Genomic DNA, 13,412 nt, shown 5'->3' with positions numbered 1-13,412 from the left:
AATCAAGACGGAGTGGATTCAATTTTCAAAGAACAGGTAGCTTTATTATAGATAATAATAGTTGAAATTTTTATCACATTTTTGGGGTTGTTGGGATGCAGTTTACTATTTATAGTAAATATGATTGAAAAAATTTTGAACAATTTTTCAAACCACAATTAAACTAATGTTTTTCAGTACAAAAGTCATGGTATAGATATACTAAGTTTGTTTTTTTCACTTTTTTTCATTATTTTCAATTATTTTCAATAAAAATATTGACAAAAATATTAATTAATGATATTTTTAATACAAGGAGGAATTAAATATGAACATCTTATTGGTAAACGGATATCAAAAACATGATTTCTGTAAAGGCGAACTTAACTTTAGCTTATACAATATTTTTTTAAATAAATTACGGCATCATCATAATGTACAGCTATCTTCAGTAGAATCATATGATATTATTGATGAAAGAAATAAGTTTTTATGGGCTGACCTAATTATTTTTCAATTCCCAATTTATTGGTTTAATGTTCCAGGAAAATTAAAATTGTATCTTGATAATGTATTTGAATATGGGCAGTTTTACTCATTTGCTGATAAATATGGAACTGGTGGACTCATGAAAGGGAAAGAATATATTATATCTTCAACATGGAATGCACCAGAATATACTTTTAATGATTCCAATGAATTTTTTAATGGTAAAAGTGTAGACGAAATTCTAATATCATTTCATAAAGCAATGGAGTTTTGCGGATTTACACAAAGAGAAACTTTATCATTTCATAATGTAGTAAAGAAACCTAACTTTGAACAATACAAAGCAAAACTAGAACAATACATTGATGATAAAATTAACAAATAATTAGTTTTAATATTAAAAAGGTGAAAATGTTAACAATATTCAACTTTAAAAATAAATTAAGTATTCATGAACAATTAGATCTGTTAAAACTTTTCAATGAAGGAAATGTTAAAACAGAATTAATTATTTCACCAATAATACCTGTTAACGACAATGAATATTCTTTTTCAATTGCTTCGCAAAATATTGCTATAAAGGGGCGAAATGTTGGTGATTTAACCTGTGAACATCTCAATTACTATAATATAAAATATGCATTTGTCGGCCATCTAGAACGACAAAAATTCTTAAATGAAACTAAAGATATCATTCGTTCAAAAATAAAACAGACAATAGTTGGAAATATAACTCCTATTATTTGTTTTGGCAAAAATAAAAATTATATTGCTGAGATACATCAACTTTTATCAGGAATTCAATTTCAAGGAAAAGAAATTATTATAGCATATGAAATTCTAAGTGCAACATTGAGTGGAAAAAAGGACTACAGTTTAGAAGAAATTTCTAATCATTTAACTATGCTAAAAAGGTATTTGTTCATATCTAGTCAAATATATAATTTTAAATATAAATTAGTATTTGGAGGAGGTGTACAATGTAAAGACATCCCTGAAATTATTAAATTAGGATTTGATGGAGTATTGATTGGAGATCGAACAAATACGTTATTAGAAGTATTTAATTTTTTAAATCAAAAAGAATTTTCCAACTAGTAAAAAATAAAAAAAGGAAAAAGTCATGAAAAAAACAATTCTTGTTACAGGTGGAGCTGGCTACATTGGCTCCCATACCGTTAAAGCTCTTTTAAATGCTGGCTACAAGGTGCATGTCCTAGATAATCTCTCTACAGGAAATCGTTCAGCTGTAGATAGTCGTGCTAGCTTTAAACAACTGGATGTTTATGATGCCAGTGCCTTAAAAACTTACTTGGAAGAAAACAAGATTGATGCTGTTCTCCATTGTGCAGGTGAAATTGTTGTGAGCGAAAGTATTGAAAATCCAAGTAAATACTTCACTGCCAATGTTGCTGGTATGAACCAAGTTCTCAAAGTCTTGTCCGAAGTTGGTATTCAAAAAATCATGTTCTCTTCGACTGCTTCCCTCTATGGTAATAACTGTATTGACAAGCCTGCAACTGAAGATACCCTGCTCGACCCTGTCAACCCTTATGCAGAAACAAAACTGATGGGTGAACGAATGATTTACTGGATGGCCAATCGCTACGATTGGAAATATGTCATTTTCCGTTACTTTAATGTTGCTGGGGCTGAAATGGATGCTTCAAACGGCCTGCGTGTGAAAAATCCAACTCACATCATTCCCAATATCAACAAGACCGCATTGGGACAAAATGATAGCCTAAAAATATTTGGAGATGACTACGATACACGTGATGGTTCATGTATTCGGGATTACATTCATGTCTTGGACCTTGCACAGGCTCATGTTAAAGGAATGAACTACCTATTTCAAGAAGACAGTTCTTCTCAAATCTTTAACTTGGGAACTGAAAAAGGCTATACCGTCAAAGAAATCTTTAAAACTGCTGAAGAATTACTGAATCAAAAAATACCACACGAAATTGTTGCTCGCCGTGCTGGTGACCCAGCCAGCGTCCTAGCAGACGCATCAAAAGCTAAAAAATATCTTGATTGGAAGGCTAGCTACTCCCTCGAAGATATTATTTTATCAGATTATCGTTGGCGTGTTAAAGAAGGCAAAAACATTTTGGAGTAATAAATCGTAACCAGCTCTCTGTGAACTACACCTTATGAAACAAGACTGAGTTATATTTACTTAACAAGATGAGACTAGGCAAAAGTCTTTAAAATTAGAAAACGCATAGTATCAGGTGTTGAATCCTTGATACTATGCGTTTTATTGTCGAAAAATTTGCTTTGTTTTCTCCTCAAATTGAGTTTTTGTCCAGCCTTACTTTTATTCATAAAATATTCTAGACTATTAAATTCATGAGGTGATTTCTCAAAGTAATTTCCACTTTCCTGACCAAAGTGGAAATTAGCCTAAAACGGATTTTTATGGTGGAATTAAGTGTGAGACATTTGTGGTAGGAATGAGGCCTACTATGATTAAACATAAATACCTTACCCTTTCAGACCGTAATGATATCCAATTAGGTTTAGAGCGCGGAGAAACCTTCAAATCTATTGGGCAATTTATACTAAAAGACCCAACTACTGTTTCCAAAGAAGTGAAACGAAACAGACAAGTCCGAGTGTCTACCTGTGATAACCTTCCTTGCTCTCTACTCGATAAGGCTCCCTTTGTCTGTAATGGATGTCCTAAAAGAAGACAAATCAGATAAAATAACTTTAAAATATTGTCGCTAAAAAAATGCATCAGGTTATCCTGTGCATTTTTTTGATATCAAAATAATCAATCTCCTTTATGAGCTAATTCTTCTCTACAAGCTCTTTGGAGCAGAACAACTGTAAGTATAAAAACCACACATAAAATCAAGATACTTCTCTCAGCCCCAAAAACACCACCAGTATATAAATCTTGACCCGTTAAATTTGTACTGAATAAACTAAATGAAACTTTTATCCCACTCACTAATACTATTATATAAACCCACTACAGTTTACAAAAAGACAAACCAGCCTAATGACTAGCTTGTCTTCAATCAAGAGAGGATTCTGTTCCCCCCATATAAGCACTAACATTCCAACGTGCACATATTGGAACGACATCCATAACTCCAGAGAATCTCTAAAGTTTACAATTTAAATGAATTAACAATTTGCCCAACTAAAAGCACTCCAGTTACCGCAACGGTTTGTACTGAATGTACTAAATCGCATTCCATCAACTTCATCTGTTTCGTCAACTTGAACAGATACTAATTGAAGATTTAATACTTCTTCTGCCATAGCTAGATCCTCCTATTTAAATTTTTGGGATTAAGTACTTTATCCACCCTCATTATACTCTCTCCACCAGTAAAATGCAAGCAATTATACAAAATAGATTTAACTATTTTATATATCGAAAACTTACAAATTTTTAAGAAATAATTTTGGCATTCTTAAAGATAAAATAGGAACTTTTAGTAATAAATATTAAAATAAATAAAATAAAAGATACTATAAAATTTGGAAGTATTAACCCCAAAAGATTCATATCATCTATTAAAATATTCCCTAAAGAGTAGTATATTAAAGCCATAATTTTAATGTTAAGTAAAAATGCAATTAATGAAGTAACAAATGTCAAAAATATAGCCTCACCAACTTTAATCTTAACCATCTGGTAATTAGAAGTTCCTAAAATTTCAAATTGCTGAATCTCAATCCTTTCTTGATGAGATGACAAAAATGCAATTGAAATAATATTTGCAAGTACTATCAAAATTGGTGCTCCTACATAGACAATAAATGCCACTTTTAGCTCTAAATCACTGTCATCTTGAAATTGAGATAGTATATTCTGAGAAATCATTTGAAAACTAGAAATTAGCAATATAGCTCCTGTAATTGCAGCACTGATAGATTTTATATAAGGCTTACGATATAGTAAATTCCACTTCGAAACAATGAACATAAAATTATTTCTAAATATAATTATAGAAAGTAGTTTGATAAAACATGACTGTATAAAAGGAGATAATTGATAAATAATCACAATATCTAAGATTACAATATTGAATATTATCTGGGCCTTCGCTAAAATTGTGCTATCTTGGAAAATTTGTTGCAAAGAAAGCAACCAGATAACACTAAAACCAGCCAATAGCAGTATTCTTTTTACTATTGAAAGAACATGCCTTATTTTAGAACTCTTCCTATTTCTAATCTTCTTGAAAGTATAAAAGCAACCACTTAGAAAGGCTAAAAATGAAATCAACACTACTGTAATGATACATCCAACAGCACTCATTTGAAATTGGATATCAGGTAATATATTTTCCCCGAAAAAGTATTGTAAAAAATAATAATAATTTGACGTAACAAATATAGAGCATAGATATGCAATAAAACTAATAATTGAGGAAATGATAAAAATCTGTCCCCCCACAAGAAATGATAGTTGAAGGCGACTTGCTCCCAACACCTCCAGAAGTTCGTAATCATCTCTAAAAATTTCAACCAACATATTTATTATATTAGAGAGCACAAAGAATAATGTTACTCCTCCGAATACTATCGGAAACATAAAAATTGGTTTAGGATCTGGAAGTCCGACAAATACTTGCGAATTATTCTCAACATTAATTACCCCATTAACAGCCAATCCCATAACTAAACTCGAAACAAAAATTACTGGTGAAACGCCTAACCATTGTTTCTTATTATGTAAAAATTGATAGTAAACTAATCTGAGCATCTCTATCCCTCCGTAGTTGATTGTACCTCTAAGATTTTATACAACTCTTCCCCGCTAGGTCTATGAAGTTCTTTGAAAATTTTTCCATCTTTCAATATTAATGCACGATCAGTTTTCGAGGCCAATTCTATATCGTGAGTTACCATAATTACACACTTACCCGCCCCTACTAACTCTCTCAATAATTCAAAAATTACTTCACGAGAAACGCTGTCTAAAGCCCCAGTTGGCTCATCAGCAAATATTATATCACTATCAGCAATAACCGCTCTAGCTATAGCAACCTTCTGTTGTTCTCCACCAGACAGAGTTCCAACAAAATCGTTTAAGCCAGCATTAAACTTCATTCTTTTGAGTAAGTTTTCTACATTTTTAATAGTTAATTTTTTTTGTGATAATCGCAAAGGAAGTGCTATATTTTCTATTACCGGCAGGGAAGGTATTAAATTGTATGCTTGAAATATAAAAGATACTTCGTTACGTCTTATACTTGACAATTTTGCATTTCTGATTTTATAGGGGTTGATTCCATTTAAAATTACTTCCCCACTTGTTGGTTCAAGCAAACTAGAAATACATTTTAATAAAGTTGACTTTCCAGAACCACTAATTCCTAGAATACTTATAAATTCTCCTCTCGAAGCAGAAAGAGAAACATTTTTCAGCACTTGTAACGTTTTATTATTTCCTAGTAAAAATTGATGATACAGCCCTTTCACTTTTAATATATAATCTTTATCCATATTCTTGCCTCCAATCACTTAATTTTGAAAAGTGTTCCATTTTCCAAATTATATATCTCAGTGTATCTCTTGTCATTTAAGTCATAATGATGTGAAACTTCAATAAATGAAATACCTAAATTGAACAGAATATCATGTATGGAATTTGAATTATCATTATCTAAATTAGCTGATATTTCGTCAAATAAGTACACTTTATTATTTCTAATCAGAGCTCTAGCTAAAGCTATTTTTTGTTTTTGACCTCCAGACAAATTACTACCATTTTCACCACATTGATAATTTAGTATATCTATCTTTTCTAATTCTTCATATAGATTTACCTTTTTTAATACCTCAATTATCTGATCATCTGAAAAATATTCATTTTGAAATAAAGTTACGTTCTCACGAATAGTAGTGTCAAAAATATATGGTGTCTGATCAACTGTTGGTATTGAATCTGAACTCTTTTTCCCATGTGATAACAAATTTACATAACCTTTTTGTGGCTTTAAAGAACCATTAATTAAATTTAAAATCGTTGTTTTCCCACTACCAGAAGTTCCTGTTAATAATACCCTAAATGGTGACTTAAATGAGAAGTCAATACTTAATTTATTTTCTGGTGTAATAGAATATACAACATCTTTCATGTGTATCTCATCTATTGATGAAGTATACAGTCCGTTATTATCATATTCAGCGTCTATAAAATTCTTCTCTCCACTTAAGTATTTTAAAAACGGTTTCCTTAAATCTTTGGTTGTATTTATCTTATTTAATGAATAGGCAATTGATTGTATCGGCCCTAAAACTTTATCGTTTGCTAAGAAAATACCTATCAGTTCACTAAAAGAAAGGCTTTTATGATAAATTACAAAATAACATCCTACAACCAAGGGAACTAGAAAGCAAAAACCTGCAATTAGTACTGCAACCAATTTTGAAAGAACCTCTGATCGTTTCAAATTAAAAGTAGAATCTTCTAGTTTATCCAACTTTTTATCCGACAAACTAATTATTTCTTTAGTAACAGAATAAGATTTTAATGTCTTAAAACCATTAAAAATTTCTTTTATTATGTGAGTATACTCTGCATTGCTGTTAGAGTACTCATTAGCTGAATTAGACAACATCTTCTTCATAAAGACAGGTACTATAATCGGCAATGCTGATAATACAATAAATATTATTGAAACTAGGAAGTTTAAATAAAGCATAAAACTTAGAGAGACGATGAACAACAATATTGAAGAAATTATTTCAAAAATTTGTCTAAAATAGTTTTCTTCGATTAATCTCAAATCATTTGACAAAACTGAAATAATAGATGAGTAATCTTTTACCATTTCAGAAGAAAGATACTGTTCTCTAAAATATCCTTGTTTAATTTTTACATTTATATCTTTTGTTATTGATGCTTCCGTTACTTCTAAATAGTAATTTGATATATAGATTGCTGACCAACCCAGAATACTTATAGCACCAAATCTTAGAACGTCAGAAAATGAGGAAGTCTGATTTAAACTACCTGCATATACAATAATTCCTGAGAGCAAGACACCATTAAACGAAGATAGAAATATTAAAATCCCCATTAATATAAGTTTAGTCTTTTTTATAAATTTTAAATAATTCATAAGTTATTCCTTCCCACTTCTTCAAAGAAATAATTTAAAGTATCAATCATTAAGGGAACATCTGATGGAGTAAAACCTCCATGACCAGCTGCTTTGTTTAAATACAACAAACTTTTAACTCCAATAGAATTTAATTTCTTTGACCACTCTATCACTTCGTTATTATTAATATATGGGTCTTTCTCACCCAAAATATTAACTATAACAGTATTTGAGTCTCGTGCCTTTTCAATATTTTGCATAGGCGAATATGACTTTATATAAGCCTTTACTTCAGGGTCTCTAATATCTCCCCACTCTGCTATTTCGGTCTTAGAAAGAGGATCATTTGGATTCTGAAGTGTATCATAAGGATTTATAAATGGCGAAAATAAGAGAATGCTTTGCAATAAATTTTTTTCCTCGTTCAACACCGCACCAGCAATTATTCCACCTGCACTAGAAGTTATTAAACCTAATCGCTTACTGTCAATTACATCATTTTCCCTTAAATAATTTACTCCCTCAATAAAATCTCTGATAGAATTCCATTTGTTTAACGCCTTTCCTGATCGATACCATTCACCACCCAAATAGCCTCCACCTCTTACATGAACTATAGCATAAATAAAACCTGCATCTATTATAGATAACATAATTTCATCTAAATCAGAATTATCATTCTTACCATAAGCCCCATAAACACTTAGAATACATTTTTTTCTTCTTGGGAGCTCATCCGCATCTTCACTTTTCCAAAATAAAGAAATCGGTATGCTTACATCATAACTGTCTTTTTTAGTCCAAATCACCTTAGAAAAATATTTAGTATTATTCGATTTTATGATGGGTCTTTCAAATTCAGTCTTTAATGTATTTTCTATTAAATCAAAACTAAGTATTTTTTCGTAAAAAGTTCTCCTCTCTAAAAACAAAAGAACACGATCAGAAAATGAATTTTCATAAAGTGTTGTCTTTTCATCAAATGTTATCTTATTAACACTCAACTCCCTCAAACTATTATTTTTAAATGTAGCAAGATAAAAGACGGAATTCGCTGCGTTTGAACAGTCTAAAAGGATATAACGTCCTATACAGCGAACTCTTCTAGCCCTATCTTGATATGGTATAGTAATAGAAACTCTATCTCCCGAAGAAGTTTCCCTTAGAATTAGTTGATCTTTCTTTTCTTCAGTTGAAGAGAGCCCAAGAAAGTACTGTGCTTTTTCTGTACTAAATAGAGCGATATCTCTAGGTGTTGGGGCTACCGTTTCTGTGTAAGAGTGTCTAACAAAACCCGTCCGGTCGAAACTGTATAGAAAAATCCTGCCTTTCTGAAAGTCTACTGACTTTACAAAACAATTATTGCTATCAATGTGGACTATTTTTAATCGAAAAGAGCATTCGTTTTCTTCAAACAGTTCCTCTTCTGTAAAGCTATCAAAAGATTTATAGAATAACTTACTTGGTCTACCGTACTCTTTGGAGCGAGTATACATAACACCGAATTTACCCAAATAGAACGAACTTTCTACTGAAATATCTTCAATGATAAATAACTCCTCCATAGTATATTTTTTTATTCCAATTAAATTAGTGCTACGCAGTGAGGATACAACCAAAACTATATAACTCTCATCAGATGAAATCCTAACATCCTGTAAGATACTATCATCTGGCAAAGTATATTTTTCCACATCAAAGACAATTTTAAGTGAATTTGAATTGTCTAAACTGGAAGAACTAACCTTAGGAATCCAGTCATTATCTTCGACATACCATTCCTTTATTACACCAGTATTGGGTATACTCCAATTATCAAATTGGTACCAATATCGCCCTCTCCTAAATATCAAAGAATTCCATTTTTTTAATTCCTGAAATGATGAAGAGATAGACCTCTTATAGTGTGTTTTTTCCTGTATTGTATTTAAAAATATTTCATTACTCTGATTCACAAGTATAACCCCTTAATAATGGTATCTCAATATTATATTTGAGGAAGAATCGTCAATTTATTATCCATTATTGATACCAATCCAATTGCAACACCCGCAAATCCCGAAGCAATATCTGTTGTTATCTTTAAACCATTATCTCCCGCAATAACAAATCCTTCTTCAATTACACACAAATATCTATAAAGTTGTTCAATTAATTTCTTTTGTCCTGAAAAGTTATCATCGATATCACTATATATATTATTAGCAACTTCAAGACCACAAAATCCGTTAAATAAACCTGGTAATACACAAAAAACTACATCAGTTGCCCTCTCTAAAGAAGTTAAATATTTTAAGTATTTGCTTGACAAGATTTCTTTATTTCTATTAATAAGTAAAAGCAGGCCAGCACTTCCAGTTGCTAGATATGGTAGTAATCTATGACCTTGGCTGTACTGCAATGAATTATTACTATCTACTTTATAAGCAACTAATTCTTTATCTACAGCCAATTCTAGACCATTTTTATAGATACTTTCACCAGTTAATTTATAAGCTTCACCGAAGAGCCAAGCTACCCCTGCGTGACCATATAGTAATCCACCAAAATTCTCATAAGGATCATTACTCTGAACATCACTAGCGCCAACTTTACAAAAAGTTTCTGGATTTTCTATATAATTTAAAGTATATTCTCTAAGCCTAATTAGTATTTCTTCTCCTAGTTTATTATCAATTTCCCCTTTACTAAGAAAATATAGTCCAACCAGTAAAATTCCAGCCTGCCCACTATATAAATTTTTATTTTGTGAATTCTCAAATATCTCTATAAAATGAGTTGTAAAAAGTTCAACTGCCCGATCTATCTCCCCAAGTTCATAAATGAGCCAGATTGTACCAATTTTACCATCAAAAAGACCAGAAAAGGACGATTTCTTAAAATTATTTACTGCCTCATTAATAACCTGTGTTCGAATCTCATAATAGTCATCAAACTTGAAATTTTTTACTTTCTTAGCTAGTTGTTGATAACTCCAAAGGATAGCTAAATCTGAAAACGCAATTCCTTGATTAAAATTCAGACCATAATAATGAACGGGGAAGAATCTTGATTGAAATTCTTTACGCCACTGTCCATAAGTTAGCGTAAACCCTCTTAATAATTTTATAATAAAATCTTGTATATCTTGCTCACTCTCGATAGTTCTAATCTCATGCATGGGTTTTAAAACTTTTTTCCTGGAAATATTCTCGATCTGTGGACATTTAGAATCTAGATATGACAATAAACTTTCTACATAATCTATATGTTCTCTTGTATAATCCAAAGACTCAAATAGTTTTTTTCCTTCTATCCTGGTTTGACTTACATAGTTGTATGTCAAATCCGATGTAGTTACTAGTGGCATGTATAAATAATGAGCTATTTGTCTAATACCATACCAATCTATCTCACTGGGAAGTGTTTCTCGCCATGCTCTAAAACCAGGGGCTGCAACTTTATGTACAACTTTTTCATCATTCGAAAAGACAGCCTGTTCCCAGTCTATTATACTAATTTCATCTTCATCCTTAACCAAGATATTTCCTAAATGTAAATCTTGATGATATACATTTTCAGAATGAAACTTATTCGTTAAATCGATGAGTTTTTCTACTATCTTTGAAACTCTCAATAGATAATCTTTGGTCTTATCAACAACTTCATATAAAGGAAAATTATTGGTAACCCATCTATTTAGTGGAACGCCCTTCATATGTTCAATTCCTAAGAAGGTGTGCTCCCAGATCTTACCGTACCAGTATATTTTAGGTGTCTCACTCCATTCATTTAGAATTTTTAGTGCTTTGCACTCCGAAGCTAATCTCTCTGAAGAATAAGTACCATCAAATCCTAGACCTGTATACGGTCTAGCCTCTTTTAAAATTATTTTTTTCCCATCTTCTTTTAGCTTAGCATTATATATCCCACCACTGTTTGAAAATCTAATTGCATTATCTATAATAAAGGGAAAGTCTCCCTGTTTTTTATCTTTCTTGTCAAGCCATTTATTCAAAAAGTCAGGGGGCACTATACCTTTTGGAATTTTAAATACTGGTAAACGTTCATCTTTAACAACTTCATCGCCAACAATTAATTCATCAATAGCAACCTTCTTTTCATCATCCCTTGACGGCCTAAACACACCATACCTCAGATATATTGGCGCCTCATCCCAACGTTTATCGCTTAAAATATATGGCCCATTATATTGCTTTAAGGCACTTTCTAACCTTTGCAAAACCGACTCTAATTCATTTTGATTTGGATAACATGTAATAAATTTACCAGAAAATCCTCGACTAACCAATTTCCCGTTTCGCATGATAAATTTGTCTTCTGTACTAAGATGTTTAAATGGAATTCGCATTTCATGGCAAATTTTTGCTACATCTTGTAACAATTCGTGTGAACTATTATACTCTGAACTAATGTGTATTTTCCACCCTTGTCTTTCAACAAATTTTCCAATAGGGTATTGATAAACCCACTCATCATTATTCATTACTTCGTGCCAATTAAAAGGCAGACTTACTTGGTACTTTATGCTAGTATCTGTACTATAATCATTATTAGTGAAAAAGAAAGGATGCTCCAAATTGAAATTATAATCCATAACAAAATCTCCAAGAAATTCTATCAAACTTATACTCAATGAAAATCAAAGAGCAAACTAGGAAACTAGCCGCAGGCTGTACTTGAGTACGGCAAGGCGACGTTGACGTGGTTTGAATTGATTTTTAAAGAGTCTCAATATATCTATAGCTAGGCAGACTTATTTAAATAAAAAGGGAGAATCCTTTGGATTCTCCCCATATAAGCACTAACATTCCAACGTGCACATATTGGAACGACATCCATAACTCCAGAGTATCTCTAAAGTTTACAATTTAAATGAGTTAACAATTTTCCCAACTAAAAGCACTCCAGTTACCGCAACGGTTTGTACTGAATGTACTAAATCGCATTCCATCAACTTCATCTGTTTCGTCAACTTGAACAGATACTAATTGAAGATTTAATACTTCTTCTGCCATAGCTAGCTCCTCCTATTTAAATTTTTGGGATTAAGTACTTTATCCACTCTCATTGTACTCTCTCTACCAGTAAAATGCAAGCAATTATACAATGTTTTTCACAGAAAATAATGTTTCCGTAACTTTTCAAAGTAACTTCCATCTCTCTTCCAAAACTGGAAGTTAGTTTTAGAAGTTACCTAAAAATCAGGTCGCCTATTTTAAAAAAGCAGCAAACTATAAACTAGTAGGTTCCACACCAAATGTAGCCCCATAAGTCCGATTTATAGCGTACCATCCCTAAAAACATTCCCAATGAAACATACAAACACCAAGCTAGAATGGTTTACGGATGATGAGCTAAGGCGAACAAAACACTTGTCAACGCAATTCTGATGTCTAATTTTCTGACCAACTTCAATAAAATTTCTCAATACAGAAATTCTTCAACAATACTCACATTGATTAAGAAAAGAGTGGTGATGTAATCATGATTTCAATTTTTAAATCATGATGGCCATTTTACCTTTCTTACCTTAGCTGGTTTAAATCGAATCTTATTAATGAGTCTAAGCTCTATTTCTCTACAATCTGTAACGGAGGTATCATTGATTTTAAGGCTTCTTGGAAAGTATTGATTACCTTTTTCATGTGATAATTCTACTGTATAACTGACACCATTACTTAATTTAAAGACTACAAAATAAATATGATCTCTTTTAAATCGGCGACCGACTCTTATATTCAAAATGTCATCAGTTGTATAGAATTTACACTCCATTACATGTAACATTTGATAGAGCAACAAGGTTACAACTATTTTGAATTTATTTTCGTTGAACCAACCATTATCAGCTTTATTAAGGCT

The 13,412-nt window shown here is 31.5% G+C and carries 10 protein-coding genes and 3 pseudogenes; 4 read left to right on the top strand and 9 right to left on the bottom strand.

What is annotated here, in order from left to right; translation table 11 throughout:
• The first annotated feature begins 307 nt into the window (after window positions 1–307).
• The 4 genes and pseudogenes from CBI42_RS09935 to CBI42_RS09920 form a co-directional block, all read left to right on the top strand.
• A complete protein-coding gene (locus tag CBI42_RS09935) occupies window positions 308–853 on the top strand; it encodes an NAD(P)H-dependent oxidoreductase (RefSeq protein ID WP_050262080.1) in 546 nt (181 codons plus the stop codon).
• A gap of 26 nt (window positions 854–879) precedes the next feature.
• Window positions 880–1,566 (top strand): triose-phosphate isomerase, encoded by a 687-nt coding sequence (locus CBI42_RS09930; RefSeq protein WP_094753899.1) that lies wholly within the window; start codon window positions 880–882, stop codon window positions 1,564–1,566.
• Between the two features lie 25 nt (window positions 1,567–1,591).
• Complete coding sequence (galE, locus tag CBI42_RS09925; protein WP_094753898.1) at window positions 1,592–2,590, top strand: UDP-glucose 4-epimerase GalE; 999 nt, start codon at window positions 1,592–1,594, stop codon at window positions 2,588–2,590.
• Between the two features lie 349 nt (window positions 2,591–2,939).
• A pseudogene (locus tag CBI42_RS09920) lies at window positions 2,940–3,170 on the top strand (helix-turn-helix domain-containing protein); the annotation flags it as partial.
• Between the two features lie 439 nt (window positions 3,171–3,609).
• On the opposite strand, the gene CBI42_RS09910 reads toward CBI42_RS09920, so the two are convergent.
• The 9 genes and pseudogenes from CBI42_RS09910 to CBI42_RS09870 all read right to left on the bottom strand — a co-directional run.
• Window positions 3,610–3,747 (bottom strand): SapB/AmfS family lantipeptide, encoded by a 138-nt coding sequence (locus tag CBI42_RS09910; protein WP_094753897.1) that lies wholly within the window; start codon window positions 3,745–3,747, stop codon window positions 3,610–3,612.
• Between the two features lie 133 nt (window positions 3,748–3,880).
• Window positions 3,881–5,200: an FtsX-like permease family protein gene (locus CBI42_RS09905; protein ID WP_094753896.1), complete on the bottom strand. Its 1,320-nt coding sequence runs from the start codon at window positions 5,198–5,200 to the stop codon at window positions 3,881–3,883.
• Window positions 5,201–5,202: 2 nt separating this feature from the next.
• The gene (locus tag CBI42_RS09900) at window positions 5,203–5,943 is read right to left on the bottom strand and encodes an ABC transporter ATP-binding protein (protein ID WP_179211392.1); all 741 of its coding nucleotides are present in this window, start codon (window positions 5,941–5,943) and stop codon (window positions 5,203–5,205) included.
• 14 nt (window positions 5,944–5,957) lie between these two features.
• The gene (locus CBI42_RS09895; protein ID WP_094753894.1) at window positions 5,958–7,565 is read right to left on the bottom strand and encodes an ABC transporter ATP-binding protein; all 1,608 of its coding nucleotides are present in this window, start codon (window positions 7,563–7,565) and stop codon (window positions 5,958–5,960) included.
• The gene (locus tag CBI42_RS09890) at window positions 7,562–9,502 is read right to left on the bottom strand and encodes a prolyl oligopeptidase family serine peptidase (RefSeq protein ID WP_094753893.1); all 1,941 of its coding nucleotides are present in this window, start codon (window positions 9,500–9,502) and stop codon (window positions 7,562–7,564) included. The genes CBI42_RS09895 and CBI42_RS09890 overlap by 4 nt, the downstream gene beginning before the upstream one ends.
• A gap of 32 nt (window positions 9,503–9,534) precedes the next feature.
• Window positions 9,535–12,144 (bottom strand): protein kinase/lanthionine synthetase C family protein, encoded by a 2,610-nt coding sequence (locus tag CBI42_RS09885; RefSeq protein WP_256963719.1) that lies wholly within the window; start codon window positions 12,142–12,144, stop codon window positions 9,535–9,537.
• Between the two features lie 283 nt (window positions 12,145–12,427).
• Window positions 12,428–12,565, bottom strand: coding sequence for a hypothetical protein (locus CBI42_RS09880; RefSeq protein WP_000807141.1), 138 nt, complete (start codon window positions 12,563–12,565; stop codon window positions 12,428–12,430).
• Window positions 12,566–12,765: 200 nt separating this feature from the next.
• Window positions 12,766–13,019: pseudogene (locus tag CBI42_RS09875) on the bottom strand (CPBP family intramembrane glutamic endopeptidase); the annotation flags it as partial.
• Between the two features lie 33 nt (window positions 13,020–13,052).
• Window positions 13,053–13,412: pseudogene (locus CBI42_RS09870) on the bottom strand (hypothetical protein); the annotation flags it as partial.

Origin of the sequence: Streptococcus sp. KR (assembly GCF_002238115.1) — a bacterium.
GTDB lineage: Bacteria > Bacillota > Bacilli > Lactobacillales > Streptococcaceae > Streptococcus.
This window is presented reverse-complemented; position numbering and strand designations above follow the sequence as displayed.

Coding starts and splice junctions, on each gene's coding strand:
- CBI42_RS09935 (WP_050262080.1), top strand. CDS start 308: ATGAACATCTTATTGGTAAACGGATATCAAAAACATGATTTCTGTAAA.
- CBI42_RS09930 (WP_094753899.1), top strand. CDS start 880: ATGTTAACAATATTCAACTTTAAAAATAAATTAAGTATTCATGAACAA.
- galE (WP_094753898.1), top strand. CDS start 1,592: ATGAAAAAAACAATTCTTGTTACAGGTGGAGCTGGCTACATTGGCTCC.
- CBI42_RS09910 (WP_094753897.1), bottom strand. CDS start 3,747: ATGGCAGAAGAAGTATTAAATCTTCAATTAGTATCTGTTCAAGTTGAC.
- CBI42_RS09905 (WP_094753896.1), bottom strand. CDS start 5,200: ATGCTCAGATTAGTTTACTATCAATTTTTACATAATAAGAAACAATGG.
- CBI42_RS09900 (WP_179211392.1), bottom strand. CDS start 5,943: ATGGATAAAGATTATATATTAAAAGTGAAAGGGCTGTATCATCAATTT.
- CBI42_RS09895 (WP_094753894.1), bottom strand. CDS start 7,565: ATGAATTATTTAAAATTTATAAAAAAGACTAAACTTATATTAATGGGG.
- CBI42_RS09885 (WP_256963719.1), bottom strand. CDS start 12,144: ATGGATTATAATTTCAATTTGGAGCATCCTTTCTTTTTCACTAATAAT.
- CBI42_RS09880 (WP_000807141.1), bottom strand. CDS start 12,565: ATGGCAGAAGAAGTATTAAATCTTCAATTAGTATCTGTTCAAGTTGAC.